The organism is Pantoea sp. QMID4, assembly GCF_030270445.1.
GTDB lineage: Bacteria > Pseudomonadota > Gammaproteobacteria > Enterobacterales > Enterobacteriaceae > Pantoea > Pantoea vagans.
Map to the genome: position 1 here is coordinate 174748 of NZ_BSXL01000008.1, position 15878 is coordinate 190625.

Consider the following 15878-nt stretch of genomic DNA (forward strand, 5'->3'; position numbering starts at 1 on the left):
AGGTGTTGTTTTTATGACAGGCGTCTTTTCAGCGTAGCGCGATGGCGGGGATTTTCAACCGGGGAGAAGGGGGTGAAGAGGGGGCCAGATGATGGCCCCTGAAAAGCTTAGCGTTTTTTACCGAATGCCGCGGCCAGCGCATCCCCCATCGCGCTGTTACCCGCTGAGGAACTGACCGGACGTGGACGGCCTTTACCGGCGGCCGGACGTTTCTCTTCGCGCGGGGCGGCATTCTTCGCGCCGCCACGTGCATTGCCTTCGCCTGGCTGCTCATCAAGACGCATGGTCAGGGCAATACGTTTACGCTGGAGATCGACTTCCATCACTTTCACTTTGACGATATCACCCGCTTTCACTACCTGATGTGGATCGTCCACAAAGCGGTCAGAAAGCGACGAGATATGGACCAGGCCATCCTGATGCACGCCAATATCCACAAACGCACCGAAGTTAGTGACGTTGGTGACGGCACCTTCGAGGATCATGCCTGGCGTCAGATCGTTCAGCGTTTCCACGCCTTCCGCGAACTGCGCGGTTTTGAACTCAGGACGGGGATCGCGGCCCGGCTTCTCCAGCTCTTTCATGATGTCGGTAACGGTCGGCAGACCAAAACGTTCATCAATGAAATCGCGGGCGCTGAGGTTACGCAGGCTGCCCGCGTTGCCCATCAGATCGCTCAGTGCCTGCTCGGTGGCGGCCAGAATACGCTCCACGACCGGGTAGGCTTCCGGGTGAACGGTCGAGGCATCCAGTGGGTTATCACCGTGGTTGATACGCAGAAAGCCCGCACATTGCTCAAAGGCTTTTGGCCCAAGACGGCTGACTTTCAGCAACTGCTGGCGGTTCTGGAAGCGGCCATTCTCATCACGCCAGCCGACAATGTTTTGCGCCATCATGCGCGTCAGGCCCGCGACGCGGGTCAGCAGCGGCACCGAGGCGGTATTCAGGTCAACGCCGACGGCGTTCACGCAATCCTCGACTACAGCGTCGAGTTTCTTAGCCAGCTGGCTCTGACTGACATCATGCTGATACTGGCCGACACCGATTGATTTCGGATCGATTTTCACCAGCTCGGCCAGCGGATCCTGCAGACGGCGGGCTATCGACACCGCGCCGCGCAGCGAAACATCGAGATCCGGGAATTCCAGCGCCGCCAGTTCAGAAGCCGAGTAGACCGATGCGCCAGCTTCACTGACAATCACTTTCTGTGCGGTGACCTGCGGGAACTGCTGTTGCAGATCCAGGAAGAAACGCTCGGTTTCACGGGAAGCGGTGCCGTTGCCAATCGCCACCAGCTCTACCTGATGCTTAATGCAGAGCGCAGCAACGGCGGCTGCGGCTTTAGCGGTCTGGCCGGTGTGCGGATAAACGGTATCGGTCGCCACGACTTTGCCGGTGGCATCGACCACCGCGACCTTAACGCCGGTACGCAGACCGGGATCCAGTCCCATGGTGGCACGCATGCCTGCCGGGGCTGCCATCAGCAGGTCGTGCAGGTTGCGGGCAAAGACGTTGATCGCTTCATCTTCTGCACGTTCACGCACCGTGCCCATCAGTTCAGTTTCCAGATGCAGCATCACCTTGATGCGCCACGTCCAGCTCACGACGGCTTTACGCCAGCTGTCGGCAGGGGCGTTATTCAGACGCAGGTTCAGGTGTTCAGCAATCAGGGTTTCACCGTGGCTTTCACGCGGAGCTTCATCAAACTGCGGATCGGCATTCAGCGAGAGTTGCAGCACGCCTTCGTTGCGTCCACGCAGCATTGCCAGCGCACGGTGCGACGGCACAGTGCTCAGCGCTTCATGATGATCAAAGTAGTCACGGAACTTCGCGCCCGCTTCCTCTTTACCTTCCACCACGCGTGAGACCAGGTGAGCATTTTTCCACAGATAGTTACGCACTTTGGCCAGCAGTGCGGCATCCTCGGCGAAACGCTCCATCAGAATGTAGCGGGCACCATCCAGCGCGGCACGGACGTCGGCGACGCCTTTATCAGCATCGACATACTGCTCCGCCAGCTGCTCAGGGATGTGCGACGGCTCCTGCCACAATGTGTCCGCCAGCGGTTCCAGACCCGCTTCAATCGCGATCTGTCCACGCGTGCGGCGTTTCTGTTTATAAGGCAGGTAGAGGTCTTCAAGCTCGGTTTTGCTGAGGGTGGTATTGATGGCGCGGGCGAGGTCGTCAGTCAGTTTTCCCTGATCGTCAATCGACTTCAGAATCGACTGGCGTCGCTCTTCAAGTTCACGCAGATAGCTGAGGCGGGTTTCCAGCTGGCGGAGTTGGGTATCATCCAGGCCGCCGGTGACCTCTTTGCGATAGCGTGCGATAAACGGCACGGTATTCCCTTCATCTAACAGGCGAACGGCGGCGTCAACCTGCTCTGGTCGCGCCTGTAGCTCACTGGCAATTATCTGGCTCAGAACGTTCATCATCAGGACTGTCTTGCTTTCCGGGTTGAGAAATAGCCGACAGTTATACGGATTGATGGTCAAAATTGCCAGAGACGCTGGCGGCTTTCAGCGATAATCTGAATCCTTATTGCGGGTAGTCAATCGCGTTGACATACCACAGTGCCGGACCCAATGGCGTCTCAACGGTGGCGGCATCGCCGACCTCTTTTTTCAGCAGCGCCCGCGCCATCGGCGAGTCGATAGAGATGTAATCTTTGCGGCCAAAAATCTCATCGTAGCCCACAATGCGAAAGCGTTTGAGGTCGCCCTCATCGTTCTCAATTTCCACCCAGGCACCAAAGAAGACTTTGCCATCCTGCTGGGGGGAATAGTCAACAATACGTAGCTGTTCAAGACTTTTGGTCAGATAGCGAACGCGGCGGTCAATTTCACGCAGCCGTTTTTTGTTGTACTGATAATCGGCATTTTCACTGCGATCGCCAAGACTGGCAGCCCAGGTGACTTTTTTCGTCACTTCCGGTCGCTCTTCACGCCATAAATAGTCGAGTTCCGCTTTCAGCTTATCGAAGCCTTCGCGGGTAATAAGTCGGGTTTTCATGCTATACCGGCCACAGAGATCTCAGGAGCGACAGTGTAAGGCAAAGAAGGCGCGGCAAAAAAGAGTCGGGGAAAGGGTTTTTAAAGGCTAAAAACCCACGTTGATTTCCCCGGCGGCGAAAGGGTTGGTGCTGTGATTCAAAATCAAACCAGTAATCTGAAGCCAGTAGATGTTTAAACTTATTTTCCGGCGTGAGTCGCCGTGGTGGTCGAGGTGCCGGTGCTGTGACCGTCACCGCCGCCGCCGCCCATGGTGGCCAGCGCAACGCCCAGCAGGGCTGCGACTGCACCCACACCGATGGCGTCAGAGTTACCTTTTGCAGTCGTTGTCGCTGCTGCGCCGGCGGCTTCACCGGTTGCTGTGGCAGCATAACCTGGGCTGACGCTGCCTAATGCCAGCGCGCTAAGCAGTAAAATTGTTTTTTTCATTGTGTATTCCCCGTTGAGACATCGAATGTTGCCAGAGCAGTCTGGTTCAAAACGAGAGGGGCGAAAAGTTGGCTTTACTGATTGATTTAAAGGGCTTTAATTTAAAATGGCCTTGCTGAGAGTGTCGCTGAAACTAATCCGAGAGGAGCGTGGGGCGTTACGCAGGTTTACTGGAATATTATGCTGCCGATTCGCTGTTGAGGTAGATTATCTGGAGCTTATCTACAATGATGGCTGATCGTTAAGTCAAATTATCCGCTAACTCACTGAATTGATTAATTGATTAAAAACTGGCTCGCTTCTGACGCCAGCGATACAGAGAAACGGGGCCTTTTTTTCAGATTTGCCGTATCAGGGGCCGGGCAGGGGCAAATGGGTTAAAACAGGACCGAAATCACCTTAATTCAAATATAAGCTCCTGTTTAATATGCTTTGTAACAATTTTGGCTAGAATATAAACCATTAATGACTGTCACTATAAGGCATCTTTTTTTAACAATGTTGGCTCAGGCAATAGCGCCTTTGGGAGTTGAAAATGCAAGAGAACTACAAAATTCTGGTCGTCGATGATGATATGCGTCTGCGTGCACTGCTTGAACGCTATCTCACCGAGCAGGGCTTTCAGGTGCGCAGTGTCGCTAATGCCGAGCAGATGGATCGTCTGTTAACCCGTGAATCCTTTCATCTGATGGTGCTCGACCTGATGTTGCCGGGCGAAGATGGCCTCTCTATCTGCCGTCGTCTGCGCAGTCAGAGCAACCCGATGCCCATTATCATGGTGACCGCTAAGGGCGAAGAGGTGGACCGTATTGTGGGGCTGGAGATCGGCGCTGACGACTACATTCCCAAACCGTTCAACCCGCGTGAGCTGCTGGCGCGTATTCGCGCGGTGCTGCGCCGTCAGGCCAACGAACTGCCAGGGGCACCATCGCAGGAAGAGGCGATTATCGCCTTCGGTAAATTCAAACTTAACCTCGGCACCCGCGAAATGTTCCGCGAAGATGAGCCGATGCCGCTGACCAGCGGTGAGTTTGCGGTGCTGAAAGCGCTGGTAAGCCACCCGCGTGAGCCGCTGTCCCGTGACAAGCTGATGAACCTGGCACGTGGCCGTGAATACAGTGCTATGGAACGTTCGATCGACGTCCAGATCTCCCGCCTGCGTCGCATGGTGGAAGAGGATCCTGCGCATCCGCGTTATATTCAGACCGTCTGGGGTCTGGGCTACGTCTTTGTGCCGGACGGCAGTAAAGCATGAAGCGACTGCGCTTCTCGCCACGGAGTTCGTTTGCCCGCACCCTGCTGTTGATCGTTACCCTGCTGTTCGTCAGCCTGGTCACGACCTATCTGGTGGTGCTGAACTTCGCCATTCTTCCCAGCCTGCAACAGTTCAATAAGGTGCTCGCTTACGAAGTTCGTATGCTGATGACCGACCGGTTGCAGCTGGAAGATGGCACGCAGCTGGAAGTGCCCCCGGCGTTTCGCCGGGAAATCTACCGCGAACTGGGGATCTCGCTCTATACCAATGCAGCAGCAGAGGAGAGCGGATTGCGTTGGGCGCAGCACTATGAATTCCTGAGCGAGCAAATGGGGCAGCAGCTCGGCGGTCCGACCGATGTCCGGGTTGAGGTGAACAAAAACTCACCGGTAGTCTGGCTGAAAACCTGGCTGTCGCCCGATATCTGGGTACGGGTGCCGCTGACAGAGATTCATCAGGGCGACTTCTCACCGCTATTCCGCTATACCCTGGCGATTATGCTGCTGGCGATTGGCGGTGCCTGGCTGTTTATCCGCATCCAGAACCGACCCCTGGTGGATCTGGAGCACGCCGCGCTGCAGGTGGGACGCGGGATTATTCCGCCGCCACTGCGTGAGTATGGTGCGTCAGAAGTGCGATCGGTGACCCGCGCCTTTAATCAGATGGCGGCCGGGGTGAAGCAGCTGGCGGATGACCGCACGCTGTTAATGGCGGGCGTCAGCCACGATTTGCGTACGCCGCTGACCCGTATTCGTCTCGCCACCGAGATGATGAGCGAGCAGGATGGCTATCTGGCCGAATCGATTAACAAAGATATTGAAGAGTGCAACGCCATCATCGAACAGTTCATCGACTACCTGCGCACCGGTCAGGAGATGCAGACCGAGCGCGCCGACCTGAACAGCGTGCTGGGCGAAGTGGTGGCGGCGGAAAGTGGCTACGAGCGTGAAATCGAAAATGCGGTGATGCCGGAAGAGTTAATGCTGGATATCAACCCGCTGTCGATTAAGCGCGCGCTGGCTAACCTGGTGGTCAATGCCGCACGCTACGGTAATGGCTGGATTAAGGTCAGCAGCGGACGGGAACTGCATCGCGCCTGGTTCCAGGTGGAAGATGATGGACCCGGCATCAAGCCGGATCAGCTGGCGCATCTGTTCCAGCCGTTTGTGCGGGGCGACAGCGCCCGCAGCACTAGCGGAACCGGTCTCGGTCTGGCGATTGTACAGCGGATTATCGATGCCCATCAGGGCTCGCTGGAGATTGGCGAGAGCGAACGCGGGGGCTTGCGTATTCGTGCCTGGTTGCCGTTGGTGGAAACAATGGCGCTGAGTCACAATAATGGCAGCAACAGCATCTCAAACTGATAAACGCGGCGCGGCAGTATCACTGCCGCGCCGGTTCTTTTAGCGTTGCGGACCGGCTTTCACCAGCGCAGCCCCTGCGGCGTTATCTGTATACTTGTCGAAGTTATCAATAAAGCGCTGTGCCAGACCTTCGGCGGCAGCGGTCCACTTCTCTTCACTTTCCCAGCTACGACGCGGATCGAGCGTTTCACTATCCAGCTCGCCCAGCGCAACCGGCATCTGCAGATTAAAGATTGGCAGCGTTTCTGTCGGTGCATCATCCAGCTCACCCGCCAGGATCGCATTGATAATGGTGCGTGTATTCTTCAGTGAGATGCGTTTGCCGCTGCCGTTCCAGCCGGTATTGACCAGGTAAGCCTGAGCACCGGACGCCTCCATCCGTTTCACCAGCACTTCAGCGTACTGCGTCGGATGCAGCGTCAGGAATGCCGCGCCAAAACAGGCGGAGAAGGTCGGGGTCGGCGCCGTCACGCCACGCTCGGTGCCGGCCAGTTTGGCGGTAAAGCCTGACAGAAAATGATACTGTGTCTGCTCCGGCGTCAGACGTGAAACCGGTGGCAGCACGCCAAACGCATCGGCGGTCAGGAAAATCACTTTCTTCGCGTGGCCTGCTTTTGAGACCGGCTGCACGATATTGTCGATGTGATTAATCGGATAGGAGACGCGGGTGTTCTCTGTTTTGCTGCCGTCAGTGTAATCAACACTGCCATCTTCGCGCACTACCACGTTTTCCAGCAGCGCATTGCGGCGAATGGCGCGGTAGATCTCCGGCTCAGCCTGCTCAGAAAGGTTGATGGTTTTGGCGTAGCAACCGCCCTCGAAGTTAAACACGCCATCATCGTCCCAGCCGTGTTCATCATCGCCGATCAACTGGCGGTCAGGATCGGTGGAGAGTGTGGTTTTGCCGGTGCCGGAGAGGCCGAAGAAGACGGCCACATCACCTGCTTTACCGACGTTAGCTGAACAGTGCATTGAGGCAATGCCTTTCAGCGGTAGCAGGTAGTTCATGATGGCGAACAGACCTTTCTTCATCTCGCCACCGTACCAGGTGCCGCCAATCAGCTGCATGCGTTCTGTCAGATTGAAGGCAACAAAGTTCTCCGAGTGCAGACCCTGCGCCTGCCAGTCCGGATTGGTGCATTTGGCCCCGTTCATCACCACAAAGTCAGGCGTAAAGTCGGCCAGCTCAGCGTCTGTAGGCTGGATGAACATGTTTTTCACGAAGTGCGCCTGCCAGGCCACCTCGGTGACAAAACGAACGCTCAGACGTGAATCGGCATTGGCACCACAAAAGGCATCCACCACAAACAGACGCTTGCCGGAAAGCTGGCGGGTCACGCAGCTTTTCAGCGCGTTCCAGGTCTCCTTTGACAGAGGCTGATTGTCGTTTTTGCCGGTGCCCTGGTCGTTCCACCACAGGGTATCGCGCGTGGTGTCGTCACGCACAATGTACTTATCCTTTGGCGATCGCCCGGTGAAAATCCCGGTGTCTACTGCAATCGCGCCGCTCTGCGTCAGGGTGCCACGAGCAAAACCTTCGAGGTCCGGGCGCGTCTCTTCCTGAAATAGCGTGTCGTAATCAGGGTTGTAAACCACTTCCGTGGTATCCACGATGCCCAAAGCGGCAAGGTCTTGCGAGGTCAGGCCGTTAACGCGCATTTTACTGCTCCTTAAATCGGTGTCTGTTCTGCAAAGCAGAGATAGGTTGGGATCGTGCCACCGGCTGTTGTATCGGGTGCCGTGAATCACTGACGGTTTACTGCGCGTCGTTACGACAGCCTGCAAAGATAACCGGGCTATTCCGGGCATCTGCCCCTGGCTTCCGGGCGTTTGCACGATCGCGCGCAGTTTACTCTTCTGCGTTAAGGGAAAAAGGGCAGTGATCTAAAAATGCGACTCAGGGCGCGTTAAGGCTATGTTTCGAACGTTTAAAAGATGTTATGAAAGTAAAAAAAGATAATTTGTCTGAAAAATTATGGGGATAGGGCGGGGGAATGGAGAAGGGGCGGCAGATGCCGCCCGATTAATCAGTGCAGTTGGTCGTTATTCTCATGGGAGTGGCTGCGGATGGCGGCAATGTCAACTGCGTCAAACACGTAGTTTGAGCCGCAATAGTCGCAGTGCATGTCGATTTTGCCATCTTCCGCGATGATCTCATCCACTTCTTCCTGCGGCAGCGTGGTCAGCACTTCGCCACAGCGTTCACGCGAGCAGGTGCACTTGTAGATCACCGGCTGCGGATCGTAGAGGGTAACCTCTTCCTGATGGTAAAGACGCCACAGCGCTTCATTGGCAGGCAGATCGATCAGCTCTTCCGTTTTAATAGTTTCGGTCAGGGTCGCCAGGTGTTCGAAGACCTCTTTCTCCGTGTCCTGCGCGGGCAGCACCTGCAGCAGAATACCGGCAGCGCCTTTGTCGCTGGTGCGGATGAACAGCCGCGTAGGCAACTGCTCGGAGCGCATGAAGTAATCTTCCAGGCACGCCGCGAGGGTGTCACCCTCCAGCCCGACCACGCCCTGATAACGCTCACCCTTTTCAGGGGAGATGGTGATCACCAGATAACCATTGCCGACCATACTTTTCAGGGTGCTGTCGTCCGCGATGTCGCCTTTGATTCGTGCGACGCCACGCAGTTCCTGGTTGTTGTTACCGTTGATCACGGCCAGCGACAGCGGGCCGTCACCCTGTAACTGCACGGTGATTTCGCCATCGAACTTCAGCGTAGCGGTCAGCAGGCTGGTGGCGACCAGCATCTCACCCAGCAGCGTTTTAACCGGTGCCGGATAGTCATGGTTCTTCACGGTTTCACGCCAGGTGTCAGAGACGTTCACCAGCTCGCCGCGCACGGCGGCATTTTCAAACAGATAACGGTGCAGTTGATCCTGGACTGACATATTTTTTCTCTCACTGGAACGGGGCGATGGTGCGTCAGTGAAGACGGCGTTATTCATCGCCCGATAATTTAAACTTCATCAAATCGCGACGCTCTTTTTTGTCAGGTCGCCGATCGGGATGGGGCATAGTCAGCGCATTCATCTTGCGCGCCTGCGCCATTTTTTCGCGTTTTTCAATGCTGGCATCGGTTTCGCGATAGAGCTGCTGGGCCTCGCTGGCGGGACGGCGCTGCGCGGTGATACCCGCCACCACCACGGTGCGTTCATCATTGCCCTGACGCAGTGTCAGTTCCGCATTCAGCTCTACCACTTTACCGGGTTTGCTGCGCTGGCCGTTGTAATGCACCTTGCCGCCTTCAATCATTTCTCGCGCCATGGCCCGGGTTTTGTAGAAGCGCGCGGCCCATAGCCACTTGTCGAGGCGGACCTCATCGCTGCTTTTCTCTTTCATTGCTGCTCCTGACTCAGATTAGCGTCCGGTAATCGTCCGTGGCGCGGTGACGCTGAAAGATTTGTTCAGGACGACCCGAATCAGGATTCTTAACACCTAAGCACCAGCCGATGCCCCATAGCGTTGCAGCATCCAGAATCACTTCGCTGTCGTCGATAAACAGCGTGCGCGGCGCAGAAAAGCCGGTGTGCTGTTGTACCGCGTGCCATAAACGCGGGTCTTCTTTCGGATACCCAAAGGTATGGGTGGAAAGTAATAAATCAAGGTGCGGCGCTAAACCAGTCTGCGCCAGTTTGACGTCCAGATTGTAAGGATGCGCGTTGGTCAGCAGAATCGTGGACTTTCCGGCGCGACGCAGGGCCTGCAAAAAAGGCAGCGTATCGTCACGCAGTACGATTCGGCCGCGCATTGCCCAGGTCATTGCACGGATGTCCAGCGACAGCGCCTCTGCCCAGTAATCCAGACAATACCAGTTTAGCGTATGGGCGACGGCCTGATACTTTTCCGTGATGATCGCGTCGGCTTCTGCACGGGTGATGTCGCGTTGCTGGCTGAGCTGTTCAGGGACATGCTCCAGCCAGAAGTGGCGATCAAATGCCAGATCCAGCAGCGTGCCATCCATGTCGAGCAGCACGGTATCAATCTCAGACCAGTTGAGCATCGTAGTGTCAGACCCTGTAAAAACCGGGCGACAGGGTAGCACAGAAGGGCAGGGCTCAGAATATCGGGCGCACGCTCTGCAAAGTGCCGAGGTTATGGTTGAAACACTTGTCGTAGTATTGCTGGATATCGATCATGCGCTGGCGATTACAGTGCATGCGGCGCAGCGCCAGCAGCCCGTTGATTACGCCGCAGGTCAGCAGCACCAGCAGCAGCAATACGGTGCCGAGATAGCGCCACTGCGCCATGGCGTCCGGTTCATTGTGCAGCATGATGTGACGTGTGCCGTTGGCATCGGTAGAAATGCCAGTAATGATGCCGCTGGCGCTGAACGGCGTGTGCAGCAGCATGGCAGAGATACGTTGCAGCTCGCGCCATTGAGAGGGTGGATCAAGATCAAACAGTGACACGCCAGGTTGTGGCTGATTCACCAGCTGGCGACCCTCATCGCTGACGATCAGGAATCCCCCTGGCGGCGGGCTGTTGAGATTTTCTGCCGCACGACGAGTTTCGCGGAAAAAGAAGGTCGAGGTGGCGGTATTCACCAGATTTTCCAGCGCTTCGGCGCTCACTGGCCGCAGCAGCACATTCATGCCGTTGAGTTGGCCGGAATCTGCCCGGCGCATCAGCGCTTCCCAGTCTTTGGCGTTGCCCAGGTTCACCAGCGCATTTTTCAGGCGCATACAGTCCTGCGGCTGATTGCAGAGATCCTGCGTTTTCATCACCAGATCGGAGAAATCATCCAGCAGAATCATGCCAGACTTCTGAATCGCGGACGCCAGTTGTGGATTAAGTTTAGGATCGGTATTGGTTTCCGGATGCAGTTGCTTTGTGGTGGTATCCAGCAGCGCCGCGGCTTTGTCGATGATGTCAGATTGTGGCTGCGGCAATGGCGTGGCGTTATTCCAGTAGACCGCCGAGCAGTCAAACGGCATGTAGGCGTAACTGCGGTTGCTCTGGTAGTTGTCTGGCACGGAACACATGCCGGTGCCACTCACTTTGAGGTTGTCGCCAATATTCAGCGGCACGCTGCTGAGTTTATCGACGCTGTTGACCTCCAGACTGTCGGTGCCTCTGGCCCAGGCCAGACTGAGCTTAATCGGCATACCAAGCGGGATCCAGGTGACCAGCATGGTCAGCACCATCAGCGAACCACAGGCCAGCACTACGTTTTTCCGCCAGCGCTGGATAGGGAAGTTTTTGACTTCATCCTGCAGCGACAGGAAACGTCCCTGACGCACTACCTGGCGGTTAAGGTAGATTTCGACGTCCGTCACCTGACCGAGATCGTGTGCCACATAAGGCTGCCAGTGCGGGGGATAGGCCAGGTCAATAATCCCCAGCGTAATGTTGCTCTGCTCCTGATTCGATTCGCTGAACAGGCCCCAGCGCTTTGGCGCGCCGCGCAGGCAGTGGATATCACGCAGTCCGCGCTCACCGGGAATACGATAGAGAAGCCACAGACTGGCCGCGATCGTGACTGCGCCCGTCAGTACCAGCCAGATCATCAGTGTGGTGGGCACTGACAGGCTTAAGAAGAACAGTAAAAAGGCAAGGGAGATCATCACCGCTTCACGCGTGCCGTCTGGTCGTGACAGCCGATACTCTTCCGCTGTTTCTTTGCGCACCTGAAGCAGTTCGACATTTTCCGTTTCTGCTTTGCGGATAGAAGCGTTGGTCGACACCGGGCGCATCAGTGTCGGCAGCGATTGCTGGTCGACGGCGTAATCCACCAGCGAGTGGCCGTTCAGTGAGATCACCAGCGGAATGGACTGGGTGCGGATTAACTCTACGTAGTTTTCGTCGGTGATGTACTGTTCCCACAGCGGCGGCAGATGAACTTCAACTTCATCCAGGTAGTAGCGCCATTTATGGGGATCGTCAGTAGAAAGGCCATAGCGGGTAATGGCGCGGGTAACCGGATAGACATTGTTGCTTTGCGCCGTGAGTGTCAGACGTTCAGGCGCGCTCCGCTTATCGGTAGTCAGCGTGGTACGGGGCTGCTTTTCCAGCGCGGCGACATATTTATCGACCGCCTCACGCTCCTGGGCAGAAAGTTTACGGCAGGGCGGACTGATGAATGGCAGCGGTTTCGCCAACGGCGGACGATGCCGCATAGCGTACCAGAACCCAATACCTGCCAGGAGTGAACAGGTCAGCACTATGGCCAGGATCATAAAGATTGTGCTCATGCTCTGCTCAATTCAGCCAAAATGCTGCCTTCACTTTAAACTTTCGCCTCCGGTTATGCTCACTATAAAAGAGATATTCCGGAAGATTATATAACCCTGAGGAGTCAGGCACCCGATGAAATAGTGCCAGCGTATATCTTATTGGCATTTGTTAAACCCTGTCTTGTGCGAATGGTAACTGGCACAGACTGGATTAAATATCGGTATTATCTGAAACTTATCGCAGCATATTGACTAATGCAAATTTAGTCTTAACTGATAACCAAAGGCTGTTATTCAATCGCTGTAATCTATGCAACGATAACGTCACTGCCTGACTGTCGCACAATTGCCTGTGGTTAGGTATGCTAATTCGCTCCAGATAGCCGACGCAGAATAATTTGAGGCTGATATGAAAATTCCAAAAAAACCCGACATCCTCAATATCACCGCCGTGGCACGTTCACGGTTATTCACTATTGAGTCGGTCGATCTGGCTTTCAGCAATGGGGCGCATCGCGTTTATGAGCGGATGAAACCCTCTGAGCGTGAAGCGGTGATGATCGTGCCGATTATTGATGACCATCTGATCCTGATTCAGGAGTATGCCGTCGGACTGGAAACTTACGAGCTGGGGTTTCCGAAAGGGCTGATCGATGCAGGTGAAACCGTGAATGAAGCGGCGGTGCGCGAACTGAAAGAAGAGGTGGGTTTTGGTGCCGAACAGCTGACCACACTGGGCAAACTCACCATGGCCCCCTCCTATTTTTCCAGCAAGATGAATATTGTGATAGCGGAAGGTCTCTACGCCGAAAAGCTGGAAGGCGATGAGCCGGAGCCGCTGATTGTCCACCGCTGGCCGCTGAGCGATATGCTGTCGCTGCTGGACGAACCCGACTTCCGCGAAGCACGCAATGTCAGTGCGCTGTTTATGGCACGCGAATGGCTGGTGAAACAGGAGCGGCTGAATTATTGAAGCGTAACGGCTGAGAAAAAAAAAGCGCCTGCCACAGGCGCGTTTTTGCTTTATTCAGCAGTAACTTTTTCCTGTAAGGACGATGATCGCTTTAATAATGACGCGGTCAGCAGATAAATGACGCACGCGACAAGAATTGAATTAAGCACCGGTACGCCGCGCTCAACCAGCAGACCCGTGGCTGCACCTGCGCCGCTGGCGATCAGCGCGGGCCAGCCAATAAGCTGGGAGGTTGCCGGTAAGGCATCGCTGGTACGACTGAGCGCCAGCGTCTGTCGGTCAGTTTTCAGTACGTAGTAGTCAACGATCATTACGCCCAGTATCGGCGGGAAGATGACGCCCAGCAGTTCCAGAAAATCGACAAAACGGTCAAGAATCCCGAAAACTGAACAGAGTGTACCGAGCATTCCCAGCAGCAGCGTAATCATCTGATAACGTGGTTTATAGCCGGTCACGCCTTCAATCGCGTTAGAGATGCCCAGCGTTGAGGAATAGAGATTCAGGTCATTGATGCGCAGGGTAGAAAAAACGACAGCCAGCAAACCCAGTGAGCTGGTGGTTTGCGTAATAATCGCGATGATATCTGAGGTCTGCAATTTTCTGGCGATAAGAATCGCTACGCCATTAACCCCATATTCGCCCGCCAGGATGGTCAGCAGCGTAATGGCAAAGACATCTCTGCCATTACGTGAAAAACGTGTTAAATCAGGCGTCATCAGACTGGCCAGGATAGCACCGCCAATCACCATGGTCATCGCAGCGCTTACAGTAATGGCCTGGCTGGCGATAACCGGCGGTATGTTCTGGCCAGACTGGCCGTGGAACGCGTGCCAGAAAATCCAGCCGACCAGCGCGATGAAAAGCGGAACCGCAATGCGTGCGGTAAAGCGCAGCGCCTTAAAGCCAAAGGTAACCAGTAACGTCAACACGGTACCTGAAAGTGCTGCCGACTCTGCAAAGCTGAGTTTGCCATTCAGGGCATAGCTCAGCGATCGGGCAAACACCGCGTTCTGAATGCCGAACCATCCCAGCAGGCTGACCGCGACCAGCAGGCCAATCAGCACAGAGCCGTGACGACCAAAACCACACCAGCGCGCCAGCAAGCTCCCCGGCAGTCCCTCGCGCATTCCTGCATAGCCGAGCGCAAAGGTCAGCACACCAAACAGCAGGCTGGCCAGCGTGATTGCGGTAAACGCCTCAGCCAGCGTCATGCTGTTGCCCAGAACCGCGCCGAGCATAAACTGATCCAGCGCAGTCAGCATACCCATATGCACAATAGCGACGCTCAGCAATGAGAGCCTTTTATTTGCCGGGACAGGGCTCAGTGGATAATCATCAAATTTACTCACAACAGGGTTTCCTTACCGTTTATATATAAATAACGCCTGTGCTGAGAAACCGCTCTGGCAGATAATTCTCCAGTGACTCCGCACGGCAGTAGCTTTCAAATTGTTGTAGCGAATGCACACCCGCTTTTTGATAAAGCGTGGTGATGCGGTTACCGACAGTTTTTACGCTGAGGTTATAGATGCGGGCGATCTCTTTTGCGCTAAAGCGCCGTAGCAGCAGAAAAATGACATCCAGCTCGGCGGGAGTAAACACGGCGTGTTCCAGATGCGTCGTGAGTACAGAAGATTTTCTGGGATCGATAAAGCTCATTGCCGTAAGGTTATCAACCGGACGTGCATTCCAGATGCAGCCCAGCCACTGGTTTTGATTGTCGAAAACAGGATATTTTTCACTGATAAACGGGGTGAGATAATTGTTGCCATACCAGTAATGGGTTTCAATCACCGCTACGCAACGGTTATTTAATTTTACCTGTTGATCGTGCTCGCAGAATTCATCAGCACAATCACTCCAGCGCGTGGGAAACTCACTGTCTTTTTTTCCCTCTAATAAATAACTTTTAGGCGTAGCAGTATATAATTTTGCAGCTTCATTCATATAAAGATGCTGCGATGCAGCATTCTTAAAACCCCAGGGCGTCGGTAATAAATCCATGGTGGTGGCGAATGCAGAAATGAATTCATCGATACTACGGTATGGGCTGTCCATGGCACCTCGCTGAAAGCGTTCAGATTATAATCTTTTTGCCAGATAATAACGTGCGTAGCGCTGCGCATAGCCATCCTGTTCGCCATAAACGCGATAGCCCAGCTTTTCGTAGAAACCACGCGCCTGAAAACTTAACGTGTCGACGACGGACATATGGCAGCCTCGATTGCGCGCTTCATCTTCTGCAGCCTGCATCAATTGACGACCTGTGCCAAGCAGCCGCCAGCCATCATCTATCCAGAGGTAATGAATATCCAGCGTGCCGCACCAGGTATGGGCTAACAGGCCGCCCTGGATATTTTTCTGGTCGTCATACAGGATAACATTCAGCGTTTTCATGTTGATGTCAGCAAAGCGTTCATTATGCTGCCAGAGTCGCTGAATAATATATTCTTCAGTTTTAGGGGCTTGCGTATGGCCCACTTTGATTTCCATATATAAAAACATCCATAGGTGATTAAATCAAATCAGAAGATTTCGGGGTTTCCATTCTTATCATGATGATAAGCTATGCGCAAGGGTTAATATCCCTCCTGTTATTGAGCGCAATTAACATTACGCTGATGACCGTTGTTCATTAGATATGCCAATAATTATATTTGCTGGCAC

Annotated in this window: 14 protein-coding genes; 3 read left to right on the plus strand and 11 right to left on the minus strand. The window is 54.7% G+C overall.

Annotation, left to right across the window (positions count from 1 at the left end):
• Positions 1–107: 107 nt before the first annotated feature.
• The 3 genes from QSK07_RS18615 to yjbE form a co-directional block, all read right to left on the minus strand.
• Positions 108–2435 carry a Tex family protein gene (locus tag QSK07_RS18615; RefSeq protein WP_285722230.1) on the minus strand — a complete coding sequence of 776 codons (2328 nt, stop codon included), beginning with the start codon at positions 2433–2435 and terminating at the stop codon, positions 108–110.
• A gap of 103 nt (positions 2436–2538) precedes the next feature.
• Positions 2539–3012 carry a transcription elongation factor GreB gene (greB, locus tag QSK07_RS18620; RefSeq protein ID WP_013359296.1) on the minus strand — a complete coding sequence of 158 codons (474 nt, stop codon included), beginning with the start codon at positions 3010–3012 and terminating at the stop codon, positions 2539–2541.
• 179 nt (positions 3013–3191) lie between these two features.
• On the minus strand, positions 3192–3440 hold the full coding sequence (yjbE, locus tag QSK07_RS18625) for an exopolysaccharide production protein YjbE (protein ID WP_013359295.1): 249 nt from the start codon (positions 3438–3440) through the stop codon (positions 3192–3194).
• Positions 3441–3975: 535 nt separating this feature from the next.
• Between yjbE and ompR the strand changes: the two genes are divergently transcribed.
• Entirely contained in the window at positions 3976–4695 is a 720-nt protein-coding gene (gene ompR / locus QSK07_RS18630) for an osmolarity response regulator transcription factor OmpR (RefSeq protein WP_003853014.1), read from the plus strand.
• Entirely contained in the window at positions 4692–6059 is a 1368-nt protein-coding gene (gene envZ / locus QSK07_RS18635; RefSeq protein ID WP_013359293.1) for a two-component system sensor histidine kinase EnvZ, read from the plus strand. The genes ompR and envZ overlap by 4 nt, the downstream gene beginning before the upstream one ends.
• A 39-nt stretch (positions 6060–6098) precedes the next feature.
• Here envZ and pckA read toward each other — a convergent pair whose 3' ends face one another.
• The 5 genes from pckA to QSK07_RS18660 form a co-directional block, all read right to left on the minus strand.
• Complete coding sequence (gene pckA, locus QSK07_RS18640) at positions 6099–7718, minus strand: phosphoenolpyruvate carboxykinase (ATP) (protein WP_285722235.1); 1620 nt, start codon at positions 7716–7718, stop codon at positions 6099–6101.
• 368 nt (positions 7719–8086) lie between these two features.
• Positions 8087–8953 (minus strand): Hsp33 family molecular chaperone HslO, encoded by an 867-nt coding sequence (gene hslO, locus QSK07_RS18645; RefSeq protein ID WP_033734210.1) that lies wholly within the window; start codon positions 8951–8953, stop codon positions 8087–8089.
• A 49-nt stretch (positions 8954–9002) separates the two neighbouring features.
• On the minus strand, positions 9003–9404 hold the full coding sequence (gene hslR, locus QSK07_RS18650) for a ribosome-associated heat shock protein Hsp15 (protein ID WP_098052188.1): 402 nt from the start codon (positions 9402–9404) through the stop codon (positions 9003–9005).
• Between the two features lie 13 nt (positions 9405–9417).
• A complete protein-coding gene (yrfG, locus tag QSK07_RS18655) occupies positions 9418–10065 on the minus strand; it encodes a GMP/IMP nucleotidase (protein WP_098052189.1) in 648 nt (215 codons plus the stop codon).
• A gap of 55 nt (positions 10066–10120) precedes the next feature.
• Positions 10121–12256, minus strand: coding sequence for an intracellular growth attenuator family protein (locus QSK07_RS18660; RefSeq protein ID WP_285722239.1), 2136 nt, complete (start codon positions 12254–12256; stop codon positions 10121–10123).
• Between the two features lie 391 nt (positions 12257–12647).
• On the opposite strand from QSK07_RS18660, the gene nudE reads away from it, so the two are divergent.
• On the plus strand, positions 12648–13211 hold the full coding sequence (nudE, locus tag QSK07_RS18665; RefSeq protein ID WP_098052191.1) for an ADP compounds hydrolase NudE: 564 nt from the start codon (positions 12648–12650) through the stop codon (positions 13209–13211).
• A 50-nt stretch (positions 13212–13261) separates the two neighbouring features.
• Here the strand turns inward: nudE and QSK07_RS18670 are convergent, their stop codons facing one another.
• From QSK07_RS18670 to QSK07_RS18680, 3 genes are read right to left on the minus strand one after another with little or no spacing between them, the layout of a single operon-like run.
• Positions 13262–14560, minus strand: coding sequence for a cytosine permease (locus QSK07_RS18670; RefSeq protein ID WP_285722241.1), 1299 nt, complete (start codon positions 14558–14560; stop codon positions 13262–13264).
• 19 nt (positions 14561–14579) lie between these two features.
• Positions 14580–15269, minus strand: coding sequence for a helix-turn-helix transcriptional regulator (locus QSK07_RS18675; protein WP_275222254.1), 690 nt, complete (start codon positions 15267–15269; stop codon positions 14580–14582).
• A gap of 24 nt (positions 15270–15293) precedes the next feature.
• Positions 15294–15704 (minus strand): GNAT family N-acetyltransferase, encoded by a 411-nt coding sequence (locus QSK07_RS18680; protein WP_285722244.1) that lies wholly within the window; start codon positions 15702–15704, stop codon positions 15294–15296.
• Positions 15705–15878 lie beyond the last annotated feature (174 nt).